Source organism: Amycolatopsis vastitatis (genome assembly GCF_002234595.1).
GTDB lineage: Bacteria > Actinomycetota > Actinomycetes > Mycobacteriales > Pseudonocardiaceae > Amycolatopsis > Amycolatopsis vastitatis.
This window is the reverse complement of record NZ_NMUL01000049.1, coordinates 77835-94229: the sequence shown is the minus strand read 5'-3', so window position 1 is coordinate 94229 and position 16395 is coordinate 77835. Positions and strand designations below refer to the sequence as shown.

The window sequence follows — 16395 nt, the reverse complement described above, 5'->3', positions numbered from 1 at the left end:
CGCGGGCTCACGAGAGCGTCTCCGGGCTCACCAAGGCGACTTCGACCGCCTACCTGGAACGTTCTACATCCGTGTCGAGTCCTGCCCGATCGCCGTCACCCGCGAGGCGATCAACCTGCACCGTGCCAAAACGCGGTTTCGGTCCGTGAATCGAGAGCTGTTGTCGTGCGCCCTGCCTCACGAGGGGCGTTGACTGTCAGGCGGTCTCCCTCAGCTGCTGGGAGGAGTCCTGCACCCGCAACGCATAGGCCGCAGCACCGGCGAAGGAAGCCTCGACGACAAGAACGACGATCAGCACCACATGGGGCCACCCATCCGCCACGATGCTGACCAGGCGCCCCACAACCAGGCCGCTCATGAAGGTGAACAGCGTGACGAGCGAAGTCCTGGTGTAACGCGTGTTGAAGGCTCCCAGCAGGAACAGGATCGCCAGGGCTACGTACAGTGCCCCGGAACCGCTCCTGAAAATGTTCGCCTCCGATGGCGACTGGATATCGACCCCGTAGACGTCGAGCAAGAGGTGGGGAGCCAAGAGATAGATCACCCCGATCACGGCGACCCCGAGGCCCGCGGAACCAAGGACAATCTTCTTCAGAATCATCTTTCTGACACCTTCGGTTTGGGAGCTCATCGAAGAAGCTCCAGAACATGCGGACGAACTGCTCGTGGTGCTGGACGACGCCGCCATGGCCGACATCGGGGTTCGCTACCAGAACGGGATGCCGGATACAGCCTGGCCGGGCGGGATCCCGGAAGATCACCGGAACGGTGACGTGTGAGATGCGGTGTTCAGGCGCCGAGATGCCGGCGCAGCCACTGGCCCATCTGCGCGATCGCCTGGTCGACTTCGGGTACGCGGCCGGCGGCGAGGATGAACGAGTGCTGCCCTTCGGGCATCGGGTGGACCTCGGAGGTGACCTTGAATTCGGTGAGCCGGTGTCCGAGTTCGGCGCCGTCGCCGGCGAGGGTCTCGTACTCGCCGTAGTGCACGACGGTCGGCGGCAGGCCGGTCAGGTCGGCGTTGGCGAGGCTGATCTTCGGGTCGGCGAAGTCCAGGGCGGGGTCCTGCAGCCAGGCTCCGCGGAAGAGTTCGAGGGTGTTGCGGCTGAGCATCTTGTCGTTGTCCTCGTTCTCGTCGACCTTGGGGTTGGCGATGGTGAGGTCGGTCCACGGTGAGATGCTGACGATGGCGCCGGGGGTGGGTTCACCTTTGGCGAGCAGCCGCAGCGGCAGCATGATCGCGAGGGTGCCGCCGATGGAGTGGCCGGTGCTGCCGATGTTCTGCGGCTGGTAGCCCTGCGCCAGCAGCCACCGGTAGGCGGTCTCGGCGTCGTCGAGCTGTGCCGGGTGGGGGTGTTCGGGGGCCAGCCGGAAGTCCACGACCAGGGAGCGGATCCCGGCGGCTTTCGCGATGTGGCCGGCGGCCTTGCGGTCGGAGTGCATGGACGCGGTGACCGAGCCGCCGAAGTGGAAGTGCAGCAGCGCCCGGCCGGGGTCCGCGCCGGCGGGGACGCACCAGAGGGCGGGGACGCCGCCGGCGTCGACCTCGGCGTAGGTGACGCCTTCCGGTTCGGTCGAGGCCAAATGGTGCGTCTCGACCACGCCGGGTTTCGTCCCACGATCCTGATCAGCGGTACCCCGAACCGGCTGCTGTCGGACGCCGTGCGCCTGCACCGGAAACAGCTCGCCGCCAGCGTTCCGGCCGAGCTGCACGTCTTCGAGGCCGCCCCGCACGGCATAGCACCCGAGGACACGACCGGGTCAGCCAAATGGCGAACTGGCGATTCTTTGACAACCAGGACGTCGCCTGGCGGATCGCCCGAATGTGGCGGCTGGGCCTCGACCTCCCGTGCCTCGGACCGTCTTGCTCCGGCCAGGCACCGCGGTGACCGGCTCGCCGAGACAGTGGCGAGCCGGTCACCCCGGTGGTTCCTCTTGGCAATCCTCGCTCGGCCGGCGATTCCTGATCACCGCCGGGAAACCGTACTTCCGGCGGCGCCCGGCGGCCTCCCCCGCACCGGGGTGATACCGGAGGAACCCTCCGGCCGGCCACCTCACCCGAGCCGCAGCGGCTCGGTCAGCAGGGGGAAGGACACGTGCAGGGAACGCTGCCACCACGGCCAGTTGTGCGTGCCCGGCCCGTAGAAGTCGGTCGTGACGTTCGCGCCGACCTCCCGCAGCCGCCGGGCGAACGCGGTGTTCATCTCCGCGCACAGCGGCTCGATGAACAGGTCCGGCGGGGTGCTCGGCGGGTCGAGGACGCCGGGGGTCCCGTTGCCGCACGCGAGGTACAGCGGGATGCCGGCCAGGTTCCGGGCCAGGTCGTACGGGTTGTGCGCGGCCCACACTCTCGCGTTGAGGTTCGGGTCGCCCCACAGGGCCGTGGGGTCGTAACCGTCCTTGACGAGCACCCCCTGGATCAGGCTGGTCCCGCGGGCGTTCTCGTACGTCGTGTGGACGACGCCGCTGTAGGCCGCAGCCGCGACGAACATCCCCGGATGCCGTCCCGCGTACGCCATCGCGCCCAGCCCGCCCATCGAGAGGCCGGCGATCGAGCGGACGGTTCCGGCGCCGTAGCCCCGTTCGAGGATCTGGCGCAGCTCGGTCAGGTGGAAGGTCTCCCAGCGCGGCGCGCCGCCGGCACCCCGGTTGTACCAGTCCGAATAGAACCCGTCCCGGCCGCCCGAAGGCATCACCACCAGCATCTCGGTGCCGTTGATGAAGGCTTCGACGTCGGTCGAGCGCGTCCACGACGTGTAGTCGTCGCCGGCGCCGTGGAGCAGGTACAGCACCGGCAACGCCGGTCCGGCGCCGGGCGTCCAGCCGGCGGGGTGCAGCAGCCGCACCATCGCCGTGGTCGCCAGGGCGGGTGAATCGATGGTCAGGTCGAGCATCTTGGGATCGAGCCGGTGTTCCGCGATCACCCGGGCTCCGCTGTCGGCCACCGCGCCGGACGCGGTGCCGGCGGCACTCGCCGTTCGCGGGGCCGCGACGGCGGCCGCGGACAGTCCCGCGGCCGCGCCGAGGACGAACTTCCGGCGGGACAGCCGCGACGGCCCCCGCTCTGGTGCCGCCGCACGGGGCTGGTTCTGCCGGTCTTCGACGGGCCTGGGCATCGTTGCCTCCAGGGTGTGTGAGGGACGGAGCCTGGCGTCCCCGGGCGTGCTCGGGCGCGCCGGTGCGACCGGCCCGGGGACACCAGGCGGGGAGAGCGGACGGCTCTCCCGGGCCCGCGCCGGGCAAGGACCGGTGCGGGAGTCGGGATCCCGGGACCGCGCAGGCAGCCGGGACTCCCCGGCGCGCCGGGAACGCGCGCGGGCAGGGGAACTCACCCGGGGATCACCCGGGATCGGCGGTGACGGCCGCTATCGGGAATGCCGTTCGGCGATGCGCAGGGCCGAGCGCTGGAGCTTGCCGCTCGGTGTCTTCGGCAGCTGCGCGACGAAGTGGACGATCCGCGGGTAGGCGTGGGCGGCGAAGCGGGTCTTCACCAGGTCCTGCAGCTCGGCGGCCAGCTCCGGGCCGGCGTCCCGGCCGGCGCGCAGGACGACGTGGGCCGCGACCACCTCGCCCCGCAGCTCGTCCGGGACGCCGACGACCGCGGCCTCCGCGACGGCGGGGTGACCGAGCAGCACGGATTCCACTTCGGACGGTCCGATCCGGTAGCCCGCCATCAGGATGATGTCGTCGTCGCGGGCGGTGAAGCGGAAGTTCCCGTCGGCGTCCTTCGAGGCGGTGTCCCCGGTCAGGTACCAGCGCCGGTCGGCAGTGAAGCGTTCGGCGGTGCGCCCGGGCGCGCCGCGGTAGCCGGTGAACCACATCAGCGGGCTGGCCGCGAGGTCGACCGCGAGCCGTCCGCGTTCCCCCGGCGCCGCGGGTTCGGCCGACTCCGGCCGCAGTGCTTCGAGCCGCCAGCCCGGCAGGGCCCGGCCCATCGACCCGGGCCGCCGCTCGGTGCGGAACCCGGGGTGCCAGGCGTTGGCGACCGCCATGCCCAGCTCCGTCTGCCCGTAGTGGTCCAGGACCGGGATGCCGAGCACGTGCTCGGCCCACTCGCTGACCTCCGGCGGCAGGGGTTCTCCCGCCGACGAGCAGTGCCGCAGCGCGAGGTCGGCCGGAGCCAGGTCTTCGGCGGCGCGCAACGCGCGGTACACCGTCGGGCCCGCGGTGAAGTTGGTGACGCGGAAGGCGTCGAGCACGGCCCAGGTGAGGGCCGGGGAGAATCCACTGTGGACCATCAGGCTGCGCCGGCCGAGGCCGAGCGGGCCGATGATCGCGTGGTAGAGGCCGTAGGCCCAGCCGGGGTCGGCGGCGTTCCAGAACACGTCGGACTCCTGGTGGTCGAGCCCGAACTCCTGGTAGACGAGCATCGACGACACCGCCCACAGCGGAACGGGCACGCCCTTCGGCGCTCCGGTCGTCCCCGACGTGAAGAGCTCGACGAGCGTCGCGTCCCCGCCCATCGCGACGGGGACCGGCTGCGGGGGCGCCTCCAGCAGGCGGTCGAAGCGGTGGTCGCCGTCCGCGCCGGTGCCGGTGGTGATCACGGTCAGCCGCCACGCCGCCGGGATGTCCTCGTTCGGGCCGAGCTTGGCCCGCTGCCCGGGTTCGGTGACCACGATCCGCGCGCCGCTGCCGGCGAGCCGGGTCGCGATGGCCGGCGGGGCCAGCGCGGTGAACAGCGGCACGTGGGCCGCCCCGATCCGCCAGATCGCGAGCACGGTCACGACCAGCTCACCCGACTTGCCGAGCAGCGTCGCGACGCGGTCGCCCGGGCCGGCGCCGAGCTCGGCCAGTGCGGTGGCCAGCCGGGCGGACTCGGTCCGCAGCTCGCCGAAAGTCCAGTCGCGACAAGAAAGATCAGGCTCGACGACGGTGAACGCGACCGCGTCGGCGGGATGCCGGTCGCACAGCAGTTCCGCGGCACACGCCTGCGGGCGGTCGAAGAGTGACACGAGGTCCTCGACATGGCGGTGGCTGCTCGTCATGGCGACCTCCTGGAGCTACGCGATACCGCGACGGTGCCGTACCGTGGGAAAAATGTCCCATCGCCGGGGAAACCCAGCTACCCCCGGCTGAGGGGAGCGGGTCTTTTCGGCACGTTCGCGAGGAGGCAGCCGTGAGCCCGAACGCCGCGGCCGACGACCGTCCGGAGATCTACCGCGCGCTGGCCCGGATACGGGACGCGACCGGCCTGCCGCTCACCTTCGGGGGCGAGGTCGGCTCCGGCCGGCAGGTCAAGCTCAGCCAGATCGCCGGCCCGAACACCGGCGCGCTCCGGGGTGTCAGCCTCGAGTACGGGCGCGGGCTCGGCGGGAAGGCGGTGGCGCAGCGGCGGCCCCTCGTCGTCGACGACTACGTGCGCTCCCCCGGGATCAGCCACGATTACGACCACATCATCATGGCCGAGGGGCTGCGCGCGATGGTGGCCGTGCCGGTGGTGGTGACGCGGACCGTGCGCGGCGTGCTCTACGGCGCGTTGCGCAGCTCGATGCCGCTGGGCGATCGCGTGGTGCAGGCCGTCGTGGAGTCGGCGCGCGAGCTCGAGCAGGGCCTGGCCGTCCGCGACGAGGTGACCCGGCGGCTGGCCTGGCTCGACCGGTACGACGCGACCGACTGCAACCGCCCGCACTGGGAGCTGGTCCGCGAGGCGTACGCCGAGCTGCGGATCCTCACCCAGAGCGTCGACGACCCGGTGCTGCGCGGCCGGGTCCGGGCGGTGTGCGAGACGCTGTCGGCGGTCACCGGCCGGTCCGCGCCGCGCGAGAACGTCCCGGCGTTGTCCGCGCGCGAGCTGGACGTGCTCGCCTGCGTCGCCCTCGGCTGGACCAACCACCAGATCGCGGAGGATCTCGGGATCACCACGGAAACCGTGAAGAGCTACCTGCGCAGCACCATGCGCAAGCTCGTCGCTCGCAGCCGGATGGAGGCCGTGGTCACCGCCCGGCGATTCGGGCTTCTCCCATGAGGGTACCGGATGGGGTACGGTAGTACCGCGCGCCGCCCTGACCCGGGGGTGTGCGAGGCTACCGAACCATGACCGCGAAGCCACCTTGGATGACGCCACCGGGAGCGCGCACGGCGCGAAGCCGACGCATGTCCGACACCAAGCGCGAGGAGCTGGTCCTCCGCTTGGAACGGCTTTTCCTCGACGAGGGCTTCGCCCGGCTCACCGTGGACGACCTGGCCAGCAGGCTCCAGTGTTCCAAGTCGACGCTGTACGCGGTGGCCGGCAGCAAGGAGCAGCTGGTCGTCGTCGCCGTCCGGCACTTCTTCCAGGGCGCGGCCACCCGGGTCGAGGAGAAGGTCGGGCCGATCACCGACCCGTCGCAGCGCATCGCCGAGTACCTCGCCGGCCTGGGTGCCGAGCTGCGGCGGATGTCGCCGGAGTGCTACGCCGACCTGCTCACGTTCGAGGCGACGGCGGAGCTGTACGCCCGGCATTCGCTCGCCGCGGCCCACCGGGTCCGGGAGTCCATTCAGGACGGTGTGGCCTCGGGCGCGTTCCGCGCGGTCAACGCGGACTTCGTCGGCGCGGCGGTCAGCCTGCTCATCGACGGCATCCAGCACGGCGAGCTGCTCGACCGCTCGGGACTGTCCATGGCCGACGCCTACACCGAACTCGGCGCCCTGGTGCTCGCAGCCCTGGCCAACCCCGGCGACAAGTAGCCCTTCACCCGCGGCCCCGGCCGAAGAGCGCGCCTTCCACCTCCCACAGGGCTTGCGCCGTCGCCACGTCTGTGTCTAACGTACGGAATCCGGTACTGAAGTATTCGATCTCGTACCCACTCGGTGGGAGCGGAGCGGAGGCGGCGATGCCTGCACGCACGGAGACTGAGCGACGCCACGAGGTCGTGGTCCGGCGCGACGTCCGGATCCCCACGCCCGACCCGGGAGTCACGCTTTCCGGCAACCTGTTCCTTCCCGGCGGGCCGGGGCCGCACCCGCTCCTGGTGACCGTCCTCCCCTACCGGCGGGACGTCGCCGCACTGACCGGGTCGCCCACCGAACGGTGGTTCGCCGAGCGCGGCTACGCGTCGCTGCTCGTCGACCTGCTCGGCACCGGCTCGTCCGACGGTGTCCAGCGGCCGCCGTTCGACCCCGGGGACGCCGACGACGCGCTCGACGCCATCCGCTGGGGCGCGGCCCAGTCGTGGTGCACCGGCGCGGTCGGCATGTGGGGCGGTTCCTACGGGGCCATCACGACCCTGCGCGCCGCGTCCCGGCGTCCCGAAGCCCTCAAAGCCCTCATCGCGCTCGAAGGGCCGACCGATCCCGGTCGCGACTTCGTCCACCCCGGCGGCGCGCGCGGCGCGTTCTCCCCGCTGGCCTCGTGGGCGGTGGGCACGCTGTTCAACCAGCTGCTGCCCCCGGTGGACGACTTCGCCGACCCGAACGAGCAGGCGCGCTGGCACCGGCGGATGACCTTCGCGCCCTACCTGCTCGACATGTTCCGCCACGGCCCCGGCTCGCCCGTGTGGGCCCGGCGGCGGATCGACGTCTCGGCGATCGAAGTGCCCGCCCTGTGCGTGGCCGGTTGGCGGGACCTCTTCGTCGACGGTGCCGTCCGCGCCTACGAAGGCCTGCGCGGGACCAAGTCCCTGATCGCCGGGCCGTGGATGCACGTCATGCCGCAGGAGTGCCCGTTCACGCCGATCGACTTCCTCGAGATCGCCCGGTCCTGGTGGGACCGCTGGCTGCTGGGAACCGACGAGACCGAAAGCGCTCCGGACGTCCGCGTGTACGTGCAGGGCGAGCGGCCGCGCTGGCTCGGCTTCGATTCCTGGCCGCCGGAAGGCACCGCCCGCACGGAAGACCTGACCGGCTGGCAGCGGTCCGCGCCGGCCGTCCCCGACCCCGCAGTCGGTCTGCAGTCCGGGTTGTGGGCCACCCCCGCCGGGCAGTTCGGGCTGCCGCTGGACCAGCACGGCGACGACAGCCGCAGTCTCTGCTACACCTCGCCGCCGCTCCCGGAGCGGCTCCTGGTCAGCGGCCGTCCCACGGTGGAGCTGGCCCGCGCGTGGCCGCGGGTTTCGGTGAAGCTCACCGACGTCGACCCCGTGGGACGGTCGCTCCTGATCTGCGCGGGCCTCGAGTGCGCCGACGACGGCGAGCTCACCGTGCCGCTGACCCCGACCACTTACGAAGTGGCCGCGGGGCACCGGCTCCGCGTCGTCGTCGCGCCCGGCGACTTCCCCCGGGTCTGGCCGCAGGAACCGCCCGAAGGGTGGCCGGCGGCGCGGACCCTGCGGCTCCCGCTCGCCGACCCCGCGAGCGGGCGCGCCTGCCCGATGCCCGAGCCGGCCGTCGCGGACGGCCTCGAAGAACACCTCGACGGCGAACCCGCCGAGCAGGCGGCGTTCTGGGAGGTCACCGAAGACCTGTTGCGCGACACCGTTTCCCTGCGCCTGGCCGGGAGCAACCGGATCCGGCCGGAGGACGTCCCGGGCGGACGGCACGCGATGCGCGTCGACCAGGAGCTCGTCGCCACCGCCTCCCGGCTCGACCCGGCCGAGTCCACCGTCACCGGGCGCATCACCGGCACCGTCGACACCGCGACCGGCGCCCACGTCACCGTCGACCTCGAGGTCACGGCCACCGCGACCGCCATCGACGCCTCCGGGAAGGTCGTCCAGGACGGCGTTTCCCTGCTCGACCGGCACTGGCGCGGCTGACCGCCCAGTCCCCCAGCCGAAAGGTGCCCCATGCCCTCCCCCGCCGTCCTTTCCCGCCGCGACTTCACCCGCGGCGGCCTGCTGCTCGCCGCCGGCCTCACCGCTGCCGCCGCGTGCGGCGGGCCGTCCGGATCATCCACTTCGGACCACACCCTGCGCATCGGCCAGTACTGGCCGCCGACCAGCCTCGACCCGGCGAAGGCCGGCGGCGAGTCCCAGTTCTTCCTGCAACCCGCCTACGACCCGCTCATCTACCGCGCCGCCGACGGCAGTTACCGACCGCGGCTCGCGACGGCCTGGCGTTACCTCGGCACCGGCAACACCGAGTTCGAGCTGACGTTGCGGGACGGCGTGACCTTCGCCGACGGCAGCCCGCTGACCGCCGACGGCCTGAAGGCGAGCATCGACCACTTCCGGAAGTCCGCGGGCCAGGCGGCGGCGTTCCTCGCCCCGATCGCGACGACGACCCCGCAGGGACGGCTGGTGCTGCGGCTGTCGCTGAACCAGCCGCACCCGCTGCTGCCGACGCTGTTCACCCAGGACTACCTGGCCGGCAACGTGATCAGCCCGGCCGGCGTCGCGAATCCGGCGGACCTGGCGACCCGCACCTTCGGCGCCGGACCGTATGTCCTGCTGCCCGGCGAGACCGTCGCCAACGACCACTACACCTACGGCCCCAACCCGAAGTACTGGAACACCGGCGGCCGGTTCTACGACCGGATCACCGTCAAGGTCCTGCCCAACGAGAACACCGCGCTCGCCGCGCTCAAGACCGGCCAGGTCGACGTCGTCGGCGGCAGCTACGCCATCGCCGGCGGGGCGAAGGCCGCCGGGTTCAAGGTGGCGGCCAGCCCGGCGATCGTGATGGGCCTGCAGCTCAACGACCGCGCCGGGACACTCAGCCCGCCCCTGGCCGACGTGCGGGTGCGGCAGGCGCTCAACTACGCCGTCGACCGCGCCAAGATCACCTCGGCACTGCTCGGCGAATACGGCGTCCCTGTCGACCAGCCTTCGGCGCCCGGCGAAGACGGCTACGACGAACAGCCGTTCTACACCCACGACCCCGGCAAGGCCCGGCAGCTGCTCACCGCCGCCGGGGTGGCCGGCGGGTTCACGCTGCCGGTGGTGATCCCGTCCACCCCCGCCTTCCCCGGCGACCTCGCCCAGGCGATCGCGTCGGACCTGCAGCAGGTCGGCGTCGTCCTGCGGATCACGGCCAAGGAGCCGTCGTCCGCCAACACCGCGCTCACGCAGTTCCCGGCCTCCAGCATGGGCTGGGGCGTGCTGCCGGCCTACTTCATGGGCCGCGGGCTCTGGCTGCGGGACGCCATCGGGATGAACCCGTTCCACAGCAGCGATCCCGAGCTGGAGAGCCTCGACCGGCGCGCCGCGGCCGCCGACGAGCACGCTCGGCCCGCCCTGGACAAGCAGATCATCCGGCGCGTGGTCGAGCTGGGCTGGTTCCTGCCCGTGTGCCTGAGCCCGGGCATGCTGTTCTACCACGACACGGTCGGCGTGGACCCGGTGGCCGGCAAGCCGTTCCCGAGCGTCACCGCCTGGCACCCGGCCGGCTGACATGAGCGAACCGGATCTGCTGTTCCCGCCGGGATTCCGGTGGGGCGTGGCCACGGCCGCCTTCCAGATCGAAGGCGCGTGGGACGCGGACGGGAAGGGACCGTCCAACTGGGACACCCGCGCCCACCGGCCGGGCGGGCTGGCCGGCGGCGCGACCGGCGACGTCGCCTGCGACCACTACCACCGGCTGACCGAGGATCTCGACCTGCTGGCCGGGCTCGGTGTGGACAGCTACCGGTTCTCCGTGTCGTGGCCGCGGGTCCAGCCCGCCGGGCGCGGCCGCTGGAACGGCCGCGGGCTGGCGTTCTACGACCGGCTGGTCGACGGGCTTCTCGCCCGGGACATCGAGCCGATGCTCACGGTGTACCACTGGGACCACCCGCAGCCGATCGAGGACGCCGGCGGCTGGGCCGACCGTGACACCGCGGCCCGGTTCGCCGACTACGCCGAAGGGCTCGCGGCCCGCTTCGGCGACCGCGTCACGCGCTGGATCACGCTCAACGAACCGCTTTCGGTGATGCACGCCGAAATGACCGGCCCGCCCGAGGCGCCGGTGCGCCGTCACGGGCTGCGCGTGGCCCACCACCTGCTGCTGGGCCACGGTCTCGCCGTCCCCCGCCTGCGCGCCCAGGCGCCGCACGGCGAGATCGGGATCAGCCTCAACCTCGCCGGGATGACCGCCGCCGGGGAGCACCCCCACGACGTCGCCGCGGCCGCGCGCGCCGAGGTCTACGAAGACCGGCTGTTCCTCGATCCGCTGCTGCGCGGGGAATATCCCCGCCTCGACGACCGGCCGGTGATCGAAGCCGACGACGCCGACCGCGCGGTCATCGCCGCCCCGCTCGACTTCCTCGGCGTCAACTGGTACGCCCCCGCGCGGATCGCCGCGTCCACGTCAGGCGTCTTCGGCTACACGCGGGTGCCGTGGCCCGGCACGAGCACCAACCTGCTCGGCTGGCCGGTGGCGCCGGAGCTGTTCGGCGCGCTGCTCACCTGGCTGCGCGCGCGGTACCCGGACGCCCCGCCGATCCACGTCACGGAAAACGGCTTCCCCGCCGTGGACGAGCCCGACGTCACCGGGTCGGTCCAGGACCTGCGGCGCGTCACCTACCTGCGGGCCTGCCTGCGCGAGGTGAGCGCCGCCGTCGAGGCGGGCTCGGACATCCGCGGTTACCACGTCTGGTCGCTGCTGGACAACCTCGAATGGGAGCACGGCTACCGCCCGCGCTTCGGGCTGGTGCACGTCGACTTCGCGACGCTCGCCCGCACCCCCAAGGCGTCCTACCGGTGGTACCGGCAGCTCATCTCCGGCCAGCCGCGCGACCGGAAGGAGGGATCCGCTTGCTCCGGCTGATCGCGCACCGCCTCGTGGTTTCGGTGGCGCTCGTCTTCGTCGTCTCCCTGGCGGCCTTCCTGCTGCAGTCCGCGGCCCCGGGCGACCTCGCGCGCGCCATCCTGGGCCAGAACTTCAGCGTCCCGGCCTACGAGCAGCTGCGTCACCAGCTCGGCCTGGACCAGCCCGTGCTGACCCAGTACGGGCACTGGCTTTCCGACGCGCTGCGCGGCGACCTCGGCTCGTCCCCGATCAGCGGCCTCTCGGTGGCGGACGAGATCGCCCACCGGTTGCCCGTCACGCTGTCGCTGATCGGCTGCGCCACGGCGGTGACCGCCTTCGTCGGCGTCGCGCTGGGTGTCGTCAGCGCTGTCCACGGTGGACGGATCGGCCGGGTCGTCGACGCGCTTTCGCTGATCGGCTATGCGCTGCCCAGCTTCTGGTTCGCGCTCACGATGGTCACGCTCTTCGCCGTCACCGTGCAGCTGCTGCCCGCCACCGGGTACGTTCCGGTCGGCGCGTCGCCCGCCGGGTGGGCGCGCAGCCTGGTGCTGCCGGTCGCGACGCTGGCGCTGCCCGGCATCGCCGTGTTCGCCAAGCAGACCCGGGACGCGATGCTGGACGCGCTGTCCCGCGACTTCGTGACGGCGTTGCGGGCCAACGGCGTCCCCGAGTCGTCGGTGGTGCTGCGGCACGCGCTGCGCAACGCGGCGATCCCGGTGGTGACCCTGGTCGGGCTGACGTTCATCGGCCTGCTGAGCGGGACGGTGTTCGTCGAGTCGGTCTTCGCCATGCCGGGGCTGGGCGGCCTCGCCGTCCAAGCCACCTCGCAGCACGACATCCGGATGATCCAGGGCGTGGTGGTGGTGTTCACGGTGATCGTCGTCGCCGTCAACCTGCTGGTGGACTTGGCCTACGGCTGGCTCAACCCGAAGGCGCGGGTCCGGTGACCGCGGGCATCGAGGAGTTCGTCGCCCGGGGTGTCCGGCCCGGACGGCGGTGGCGCGCCACGCTCGGCCGCCCGCTCGCGTGGGCACCGCTGGGTTATCTGGCGCTGCTCGTCGCGGGTTCCGTGCTGGCGCCCGTCCTCGCGCCGACCAGCCCGGCTGCGACGGACCTGGACAACGTGCTCTCGGGACCGAGCGCCGCGCACTGGCTCGGTACCGACGCGCTCGGCCGGGACGTCCTGACGCGGCTGATGTACGGCGGGCAGGTCAGCCTGCTGCACGCCGGGATCGTCGTCGTCACGGTGATCGGGGTGGGCGTCACCAGCGGGATCGTCGCGGGATATGCCGGCGGCTGGTTCGACCGGGCGTTCACCTGGGTGGTCGACGTGCTGCTGGCGATCCCCGTGCTGATGACGCTGCTGGTGGTGCTGGCGGTCGTGGGCGAGCACCAGACCATCGTGATGGTCGCGCTCGGCGTGCTCGTCTCCCCCGGCCTCGCCCGGGTGGTCCGGGGCGCGACTTTGGCCGTGCGCAAGGAACTCTACGTCGCCGCGGCGCGCGTGTGCGGGCTGCCGCACCACCGGATCGTGGCGGCGCACGTCCTGCCGCGGATCGCCGGCCCGATCATCGTCCAGATCTCGCTGCTGGCCGGCGGGGCGCTGCTCATCGACGCCGGGCTCAGCTACCTCGGGTTCGGCGCGCAGCCACCGGACCCCACGTGGGGCGACATGATCGCGCAGGCGGCGTCGGTGATCGACCGGCAGCCGTGGCTCCTGGTGCCGCCCGGCGTCGTGCTGGGCCTGGCGATCCTGGCGTCCGGCCTGCTCGGCGACGTCGTCCGGGACGCGACCGCGCACGCCGAGCCCATCCGCGACCGGCTGCATCGCGCGCACCGGGCCCCCGCACCGGTCCTGACGCCGCGGGAGGAGCCGTCGACGGCCCTGCTTTCCCTGCGGGGCCTCGAAATCACCCTTTCCGGGGGCCAGGTCGTGGTGGCGGACCTCGACCTGGACGTCGGCCGCGGCGAAACCGTCGCGCTGGTCGGTGAGTCCGGCTGCGGCAAGTCGATCACCGGCCGGGCAGTCCTGGACCTGCTCCCAGCGGGTGGCGCGGTCGCCGCCGGGAGCCTCCTGTTCGACGGCGCCGACCTGGCCCTCGCCGGGCCACGGGCGATGCGCCGGCTGCGCGGTTCCCGGATCGCGCTGATCTCCCAAGACCCGGTGGGGGCGCTCGACCCGGTGTTCACGGTGGCGCACCAGATCGGCGAACTAGTCCGGCTGCGGCACGGCGGGTCGCGGTCTTCGGTGCGGGAGCGCGTTTCCGGCTTGCTGCACGACGTGAACCTGCCGGACGTCGTGGCCCGCCGCTACCCGCACGAGCTGTCCGGTGGCATGGCCCAGCGCGTCGCGATCGCCATGGCGCTGGCCGGGGAGCCGAACCTGCTGATCGCCGACGAGCCGACGACGGCGCTGGACGTCTCGGTGCAGGCGGAGGTCCTCGCCCTGCTGCGCCGGCTGCAGGAGGAACGCGGGATGGCGATCCTGCTGATCACCCACGACTGGTCGGTGGTCGCTTCGTTCTGCCGGCGAGCTTACGTGATGTACGCCGGGCACATCGTGGAATCCGGCTCGGTCGGCGAGCTCCTGGCCCGGCCGCGGCATCCGTACACCGAGGGTCTGCTGGGCGCGATGCCGGGCCGCGCCCAGCCGGGCTCCCGGCTGGCGGCGATCCCCGGCACGGTCCCGGAACCCGCGCGCTGGCCGGCCGGGTGTCACTTCGCCCCGCGGTGCACCCTCGCGACGGCCGAGTGCTCCGCCGCGCCGGTCCCCGTGTTCGAACCCGAGACCGGGCACCGCACCCGCTGCCTCCACCACGCCAAGCTCTCCGGAGGAGAACGTGCCTCTGCTTGAAGTCCAGGACCTCCGCGTCGAATACCGACCCGGCCATCCCGTCGTCGACGGCGTCAACCTCGTGGTACGGCAGGGAGAAACGCTCGGCCTGCTCGGCGAGTCCGGCTCCGGGAAGTCGACGATCGGGCACTCGATCGTCGGCCTCGTGCGCCCGGCCGGCGGGCGGATCCTGTTCCGCGGCGAGGACATCACGCACGCGACCGCCCGGCGGCGGCGCGAGCTGGGCACCCACCTGCAGATCGTGTTCCAGGACCCGAACGGCTCGCTGAACCCGTCCCGCACGATCGGCAGCACCCTGGCCGAGCCGCTGCGAGTCGTCCGTCGGCTGCCGCGGCGGGCGGCTTCGGCGCGGGTCGCCGACGTTCTGAAGCGGGTCGGGATGTCCCCGGTCGCGGCGGAGCGGTACCCCGGTGCGTTCTCCGGCGGCCAGCTCCAGCGCATCGCCATCGCCCGCGCGCTCGTGCTGGAGCCGGAGCTGGTCGTCTGCGACGAGCCGACCAGCGCGCTCGACCTGTCCGTGCAGGCCCAGATCCTCAACCTGCTCCTGGACCTGCAGCGGCAGCTCGGCCTGAGCTATCTGTTCATCTCCCACGACATCGACGTCGTGCGCTTCGCGTGCCACCGGGTGGTGTCCCTACGCCACGGCCGGATCGCCGAACAGGGCCCGATCCCTGCGTAACTGCCTCCAGGACCTTCACCGCATGCCCGGTCCCGTCCTCTGCCCGGATCAGCTCGCCCAGCTCCCGCGCCCGGTCCGGCGCCGTGCCTTCGAGCGCGTCGCCGATCGCCCGGGCCAGGCCGTCCGCCGTCAGCTCCCGCAGCGGCTGCGGCCGCGCGGCGACACCCAGGGCGAACAGCCGCCGCCCGAAGTAGGGCTGGTCGAACATGAACGGGCAGACCACCTGCGGGCGCCCGGCGGCCAGCGCCGCGCCCGCGGTGCCCGCGCCGCCGTGGTGCACGACCGCCGCCATGCGCGGGAAGAGCCAGTCGTGCGGGGCCTGCGTCAGGCAGAACGCGTCGCGCCCGAGGCCGTCCGGCCGGATGCCGCCGCGGCCCAGCGCGACGACCGCCCGGACCCCGGCCGTGCGCAGCGCGGCGGCAACGATCTGTCCCGTCCGGGCGGGGTCGCTGCCGACCATGCTGCCGAACCCGAGGTACACCGGCGCTTCCCCGGCCGCGAGGAAACCGGCCAGGTCGGCCGGGGGCGTCCACGGGACCCGGGGCCGCAGGAAGAAGAACCCCGGCGTGTGCACGGGCTCGGGGTACCACGCCCGCGGCGGCAGCACGTGCCTGCTGAACGCCTGCAGCACCGGGGCCCGCGTGCCGTCGGGACGCCGGAGGGGGTCGTGGGCGAAGCGGCGGCGGGGCAGGCCGAGCCCCTCGCGCCGGAACCGCGCCGGACTCCCGGTCAGGGCGCGCACGAACGTCCTGGTCGTCGCGTACGACGCCGGGTTGAGCGCGGTGGGCAGCGCGTAGGGGAACAGCGGGTCGGGATGCGACGGCGTCGGCACCCAGAACGGCTGCAGGCACACCGGAACCGCCGGCACGCCCAGCAGTTCGGCGATCGCATGCCCGGGGACGTTGACCTGGTGCACGACGACGTCGACGTCGTCCTCCTCGGCCAGCACCCGCCCCAGCGCCGCGAGGTCGCCGAACACCCGCCGCATCGCGACGCGGTTCTGGCGCAGCAGCCGCAGCCCGAGCCGTTTCCCGCGCAGGCCGCGGAAGTTGCGTTCGACCGCCTCCCACGCGGCCCGGTCGTCGACGAGCTTGTTGGTGCCGTCGTCGAGCGGGATCACCCGGGCGCAGAACGGGTCTGCGATCGCGGCGGACGACGTGGGCGCGGCGACGACCACCTCGTGCCCGGCATCGGTCAGGGCGGCGGCCAGCGCGGCGAACGGCTGCACGTCACCGCGGCTGCCGTGGGTCAGCAACAGAGCCTTCACGAAACCGTC

At 72.7% G+C, this 16395-nt stretch carries 13 protein-coding genes; 8 read left to right on the top strand and 5 right to left on the bottom strand.

From position 1 onward, the window contains the following. Positions 1–196 precede the first annotated feature (196 nt). The 4 genes from CF165_RS39595 to CF165_RS39580 form a co-directional block, all read right to left on the bottom strand. On the bottom strand, positions 197–601 hold the full coding sequence (locus CF165_RS39595) for a DUF4345 domain-containing protein (RefSeq protein ID WP_158226894.1): 405 nt from the start codon (positions 599–601) through the stop codon (positions 197–199). Between the two features lie 188 nt (positions 602–789). Next, complete coding sequence (locus CF165_RS39590) at positions 790–1602, bottom strand: alpha/beta hydrolase (protein WP_205661098.1); 813 nt, start codon at positions 1600–1602, stop codon at positions 790–792. Positions 1603–2054: 452 nt separating this feature from the next. After that, a complete protein-coding gene (locus CF165_RS39585; RefSeq protein WP_093952718.1) occupies positions 2055–3116 on the bottom strand; it encodes an alpha/beta hydrolase in 1062 nt (353 codons plus the stop codon). 249 nt (positions 3117–3365) lie between these two features. After that, positions 3366–4988, bottom strand: a complete 1623-nt coding sequence (locus CF165_RS39580; protein WP_093952717.1) for an AMP-binding protein — start codon at positions 4986–4988, stop codon at positions 3366–3368. A 131-nt stretch (positions 4989–5119) separates the two neighbouring features. Between CF165_RS39580 and CF165_RS39575 the strand changes: the two genes are divergently transcribed. The 8 genes from CF165_RS39575 to CF165_RS39540 all read left to right on the top strand — a co-directional run bounded on the left by CF165_RS39575 (position 5120) and on the right by CF165_RS39540 (position 15119). After that, complete coding sequence (locus tag CF165_RS39575; protein ID WP_093952716.1) at positions 5120–5968, top strand: helix-turn-helix transcriptional regulator; 849 nt, start codon at positions 5120–5122, stop codon at positions 5966–5968. A 128-nt stretch (positions 5969–6096) separates the two neighbouring features. After that, on the top strand, positions 6097–6669 hold the full coding sequence (locus CF165_RS39570; protein WP_205661097.1) for a TetR/AcrR family transcriptional regulator: 573 nt from the start codon (positions 6097–6099) through the stop codon (positions 6667–6669). A 146-nt stretch (positions 6670–6815) separates the two neighbouring features. Continuing rightward, complete coding sequence (locus CF165_RS39565; RefSeq protein ID WP_093952715.1) at positions 6816–8675, top strand: CocE/NonD family hydrolase; 1860 nt, start codon at positions 6816–6818, stop codon at positions 8673–8675. A gap of 30 nt (positions 8676–8705) precedes the next feature. Continuing rightward, positions 8706–10250, top strand: a complete 1545-nt coding sequence (locus CF165_RS39560; RefSeq protein ID WP_093952714.1) for an ABC transporter substrate-binding protein — start codon at positions 8706–8708, stop codon at positions 10248–10250. Position 10251: 1 nt separating this feature from the next. Further along, on the top strand, positions 10252–11604 hold the full coding sequence (locus CF165_RS39555; protein ID WP_093952713.1) for a GH1 family beta-glucosidase: 1353 nt from the start codon (positions 10252–10254) through the stop codon (positions 11602–11604). Further along, positions 11592–12533, top strand: a complete 942-nt coding sequence (locus CF165_RS39550; RefSeq protein WP_093952712.1) for an ABC transporter permease — start codon at positions 11592–11594, stop codon at positions 12531–12533. The genes CF165_RS39555 and CF165_RS39550 overlap by 13 nt, the downstream gene beginning before the upstream one ends. Continuing rightward, the gene (locus tag CF165_RS39545) at positions 12530–14440 is read left to right on the top strand and encodes a dipeptide/oligopeptide/nickel ABC transporter permease/ATP-binding protein (protein WP_205661096.1); all 1911 of its coding nucleotides are present in this window, start codon (positions 12530–12532) and stop codon (positions 14438–14440) included. The genes CF165_RS39550 and CF165_RS39545 overlap by 4 nt, the downstream gene beginning before the upstream one ends. After that, positions 14427–15119 (top strand): ABC transporter ATP-binding protein, encoded by a 693-nt coding sequence (locus CF165_RS39540; RefSeq protein ID WP_093952711.1) that lies wholly within the window; start codon positions 14427–14429, stop codon positions 15117–15119. The genes CF165_RS39545 and CF165_RS39540 overlap by 14 nt, the downstream gene beginning before the upstream one ends. Here CF165_RS39540 and CF165_RS39535 read toward each other — a convergent pair. After that, positions 15022–16386 (bottom strand): glycosyltransferase, encoded by a 1365-nt coding sequence (locus tag CF165_RS39535; protein WP_143268775.1) that lies wholly within the window; start codon positions 16384–16386, stop codon positions 15022–15024. The two genes, CF165_RS39540 and CF165_RS39535, sit on opposite strands and share 98 nt — an antisense overlap. Positions 16387–16395 lie beyond the last annotated feature (9 nt).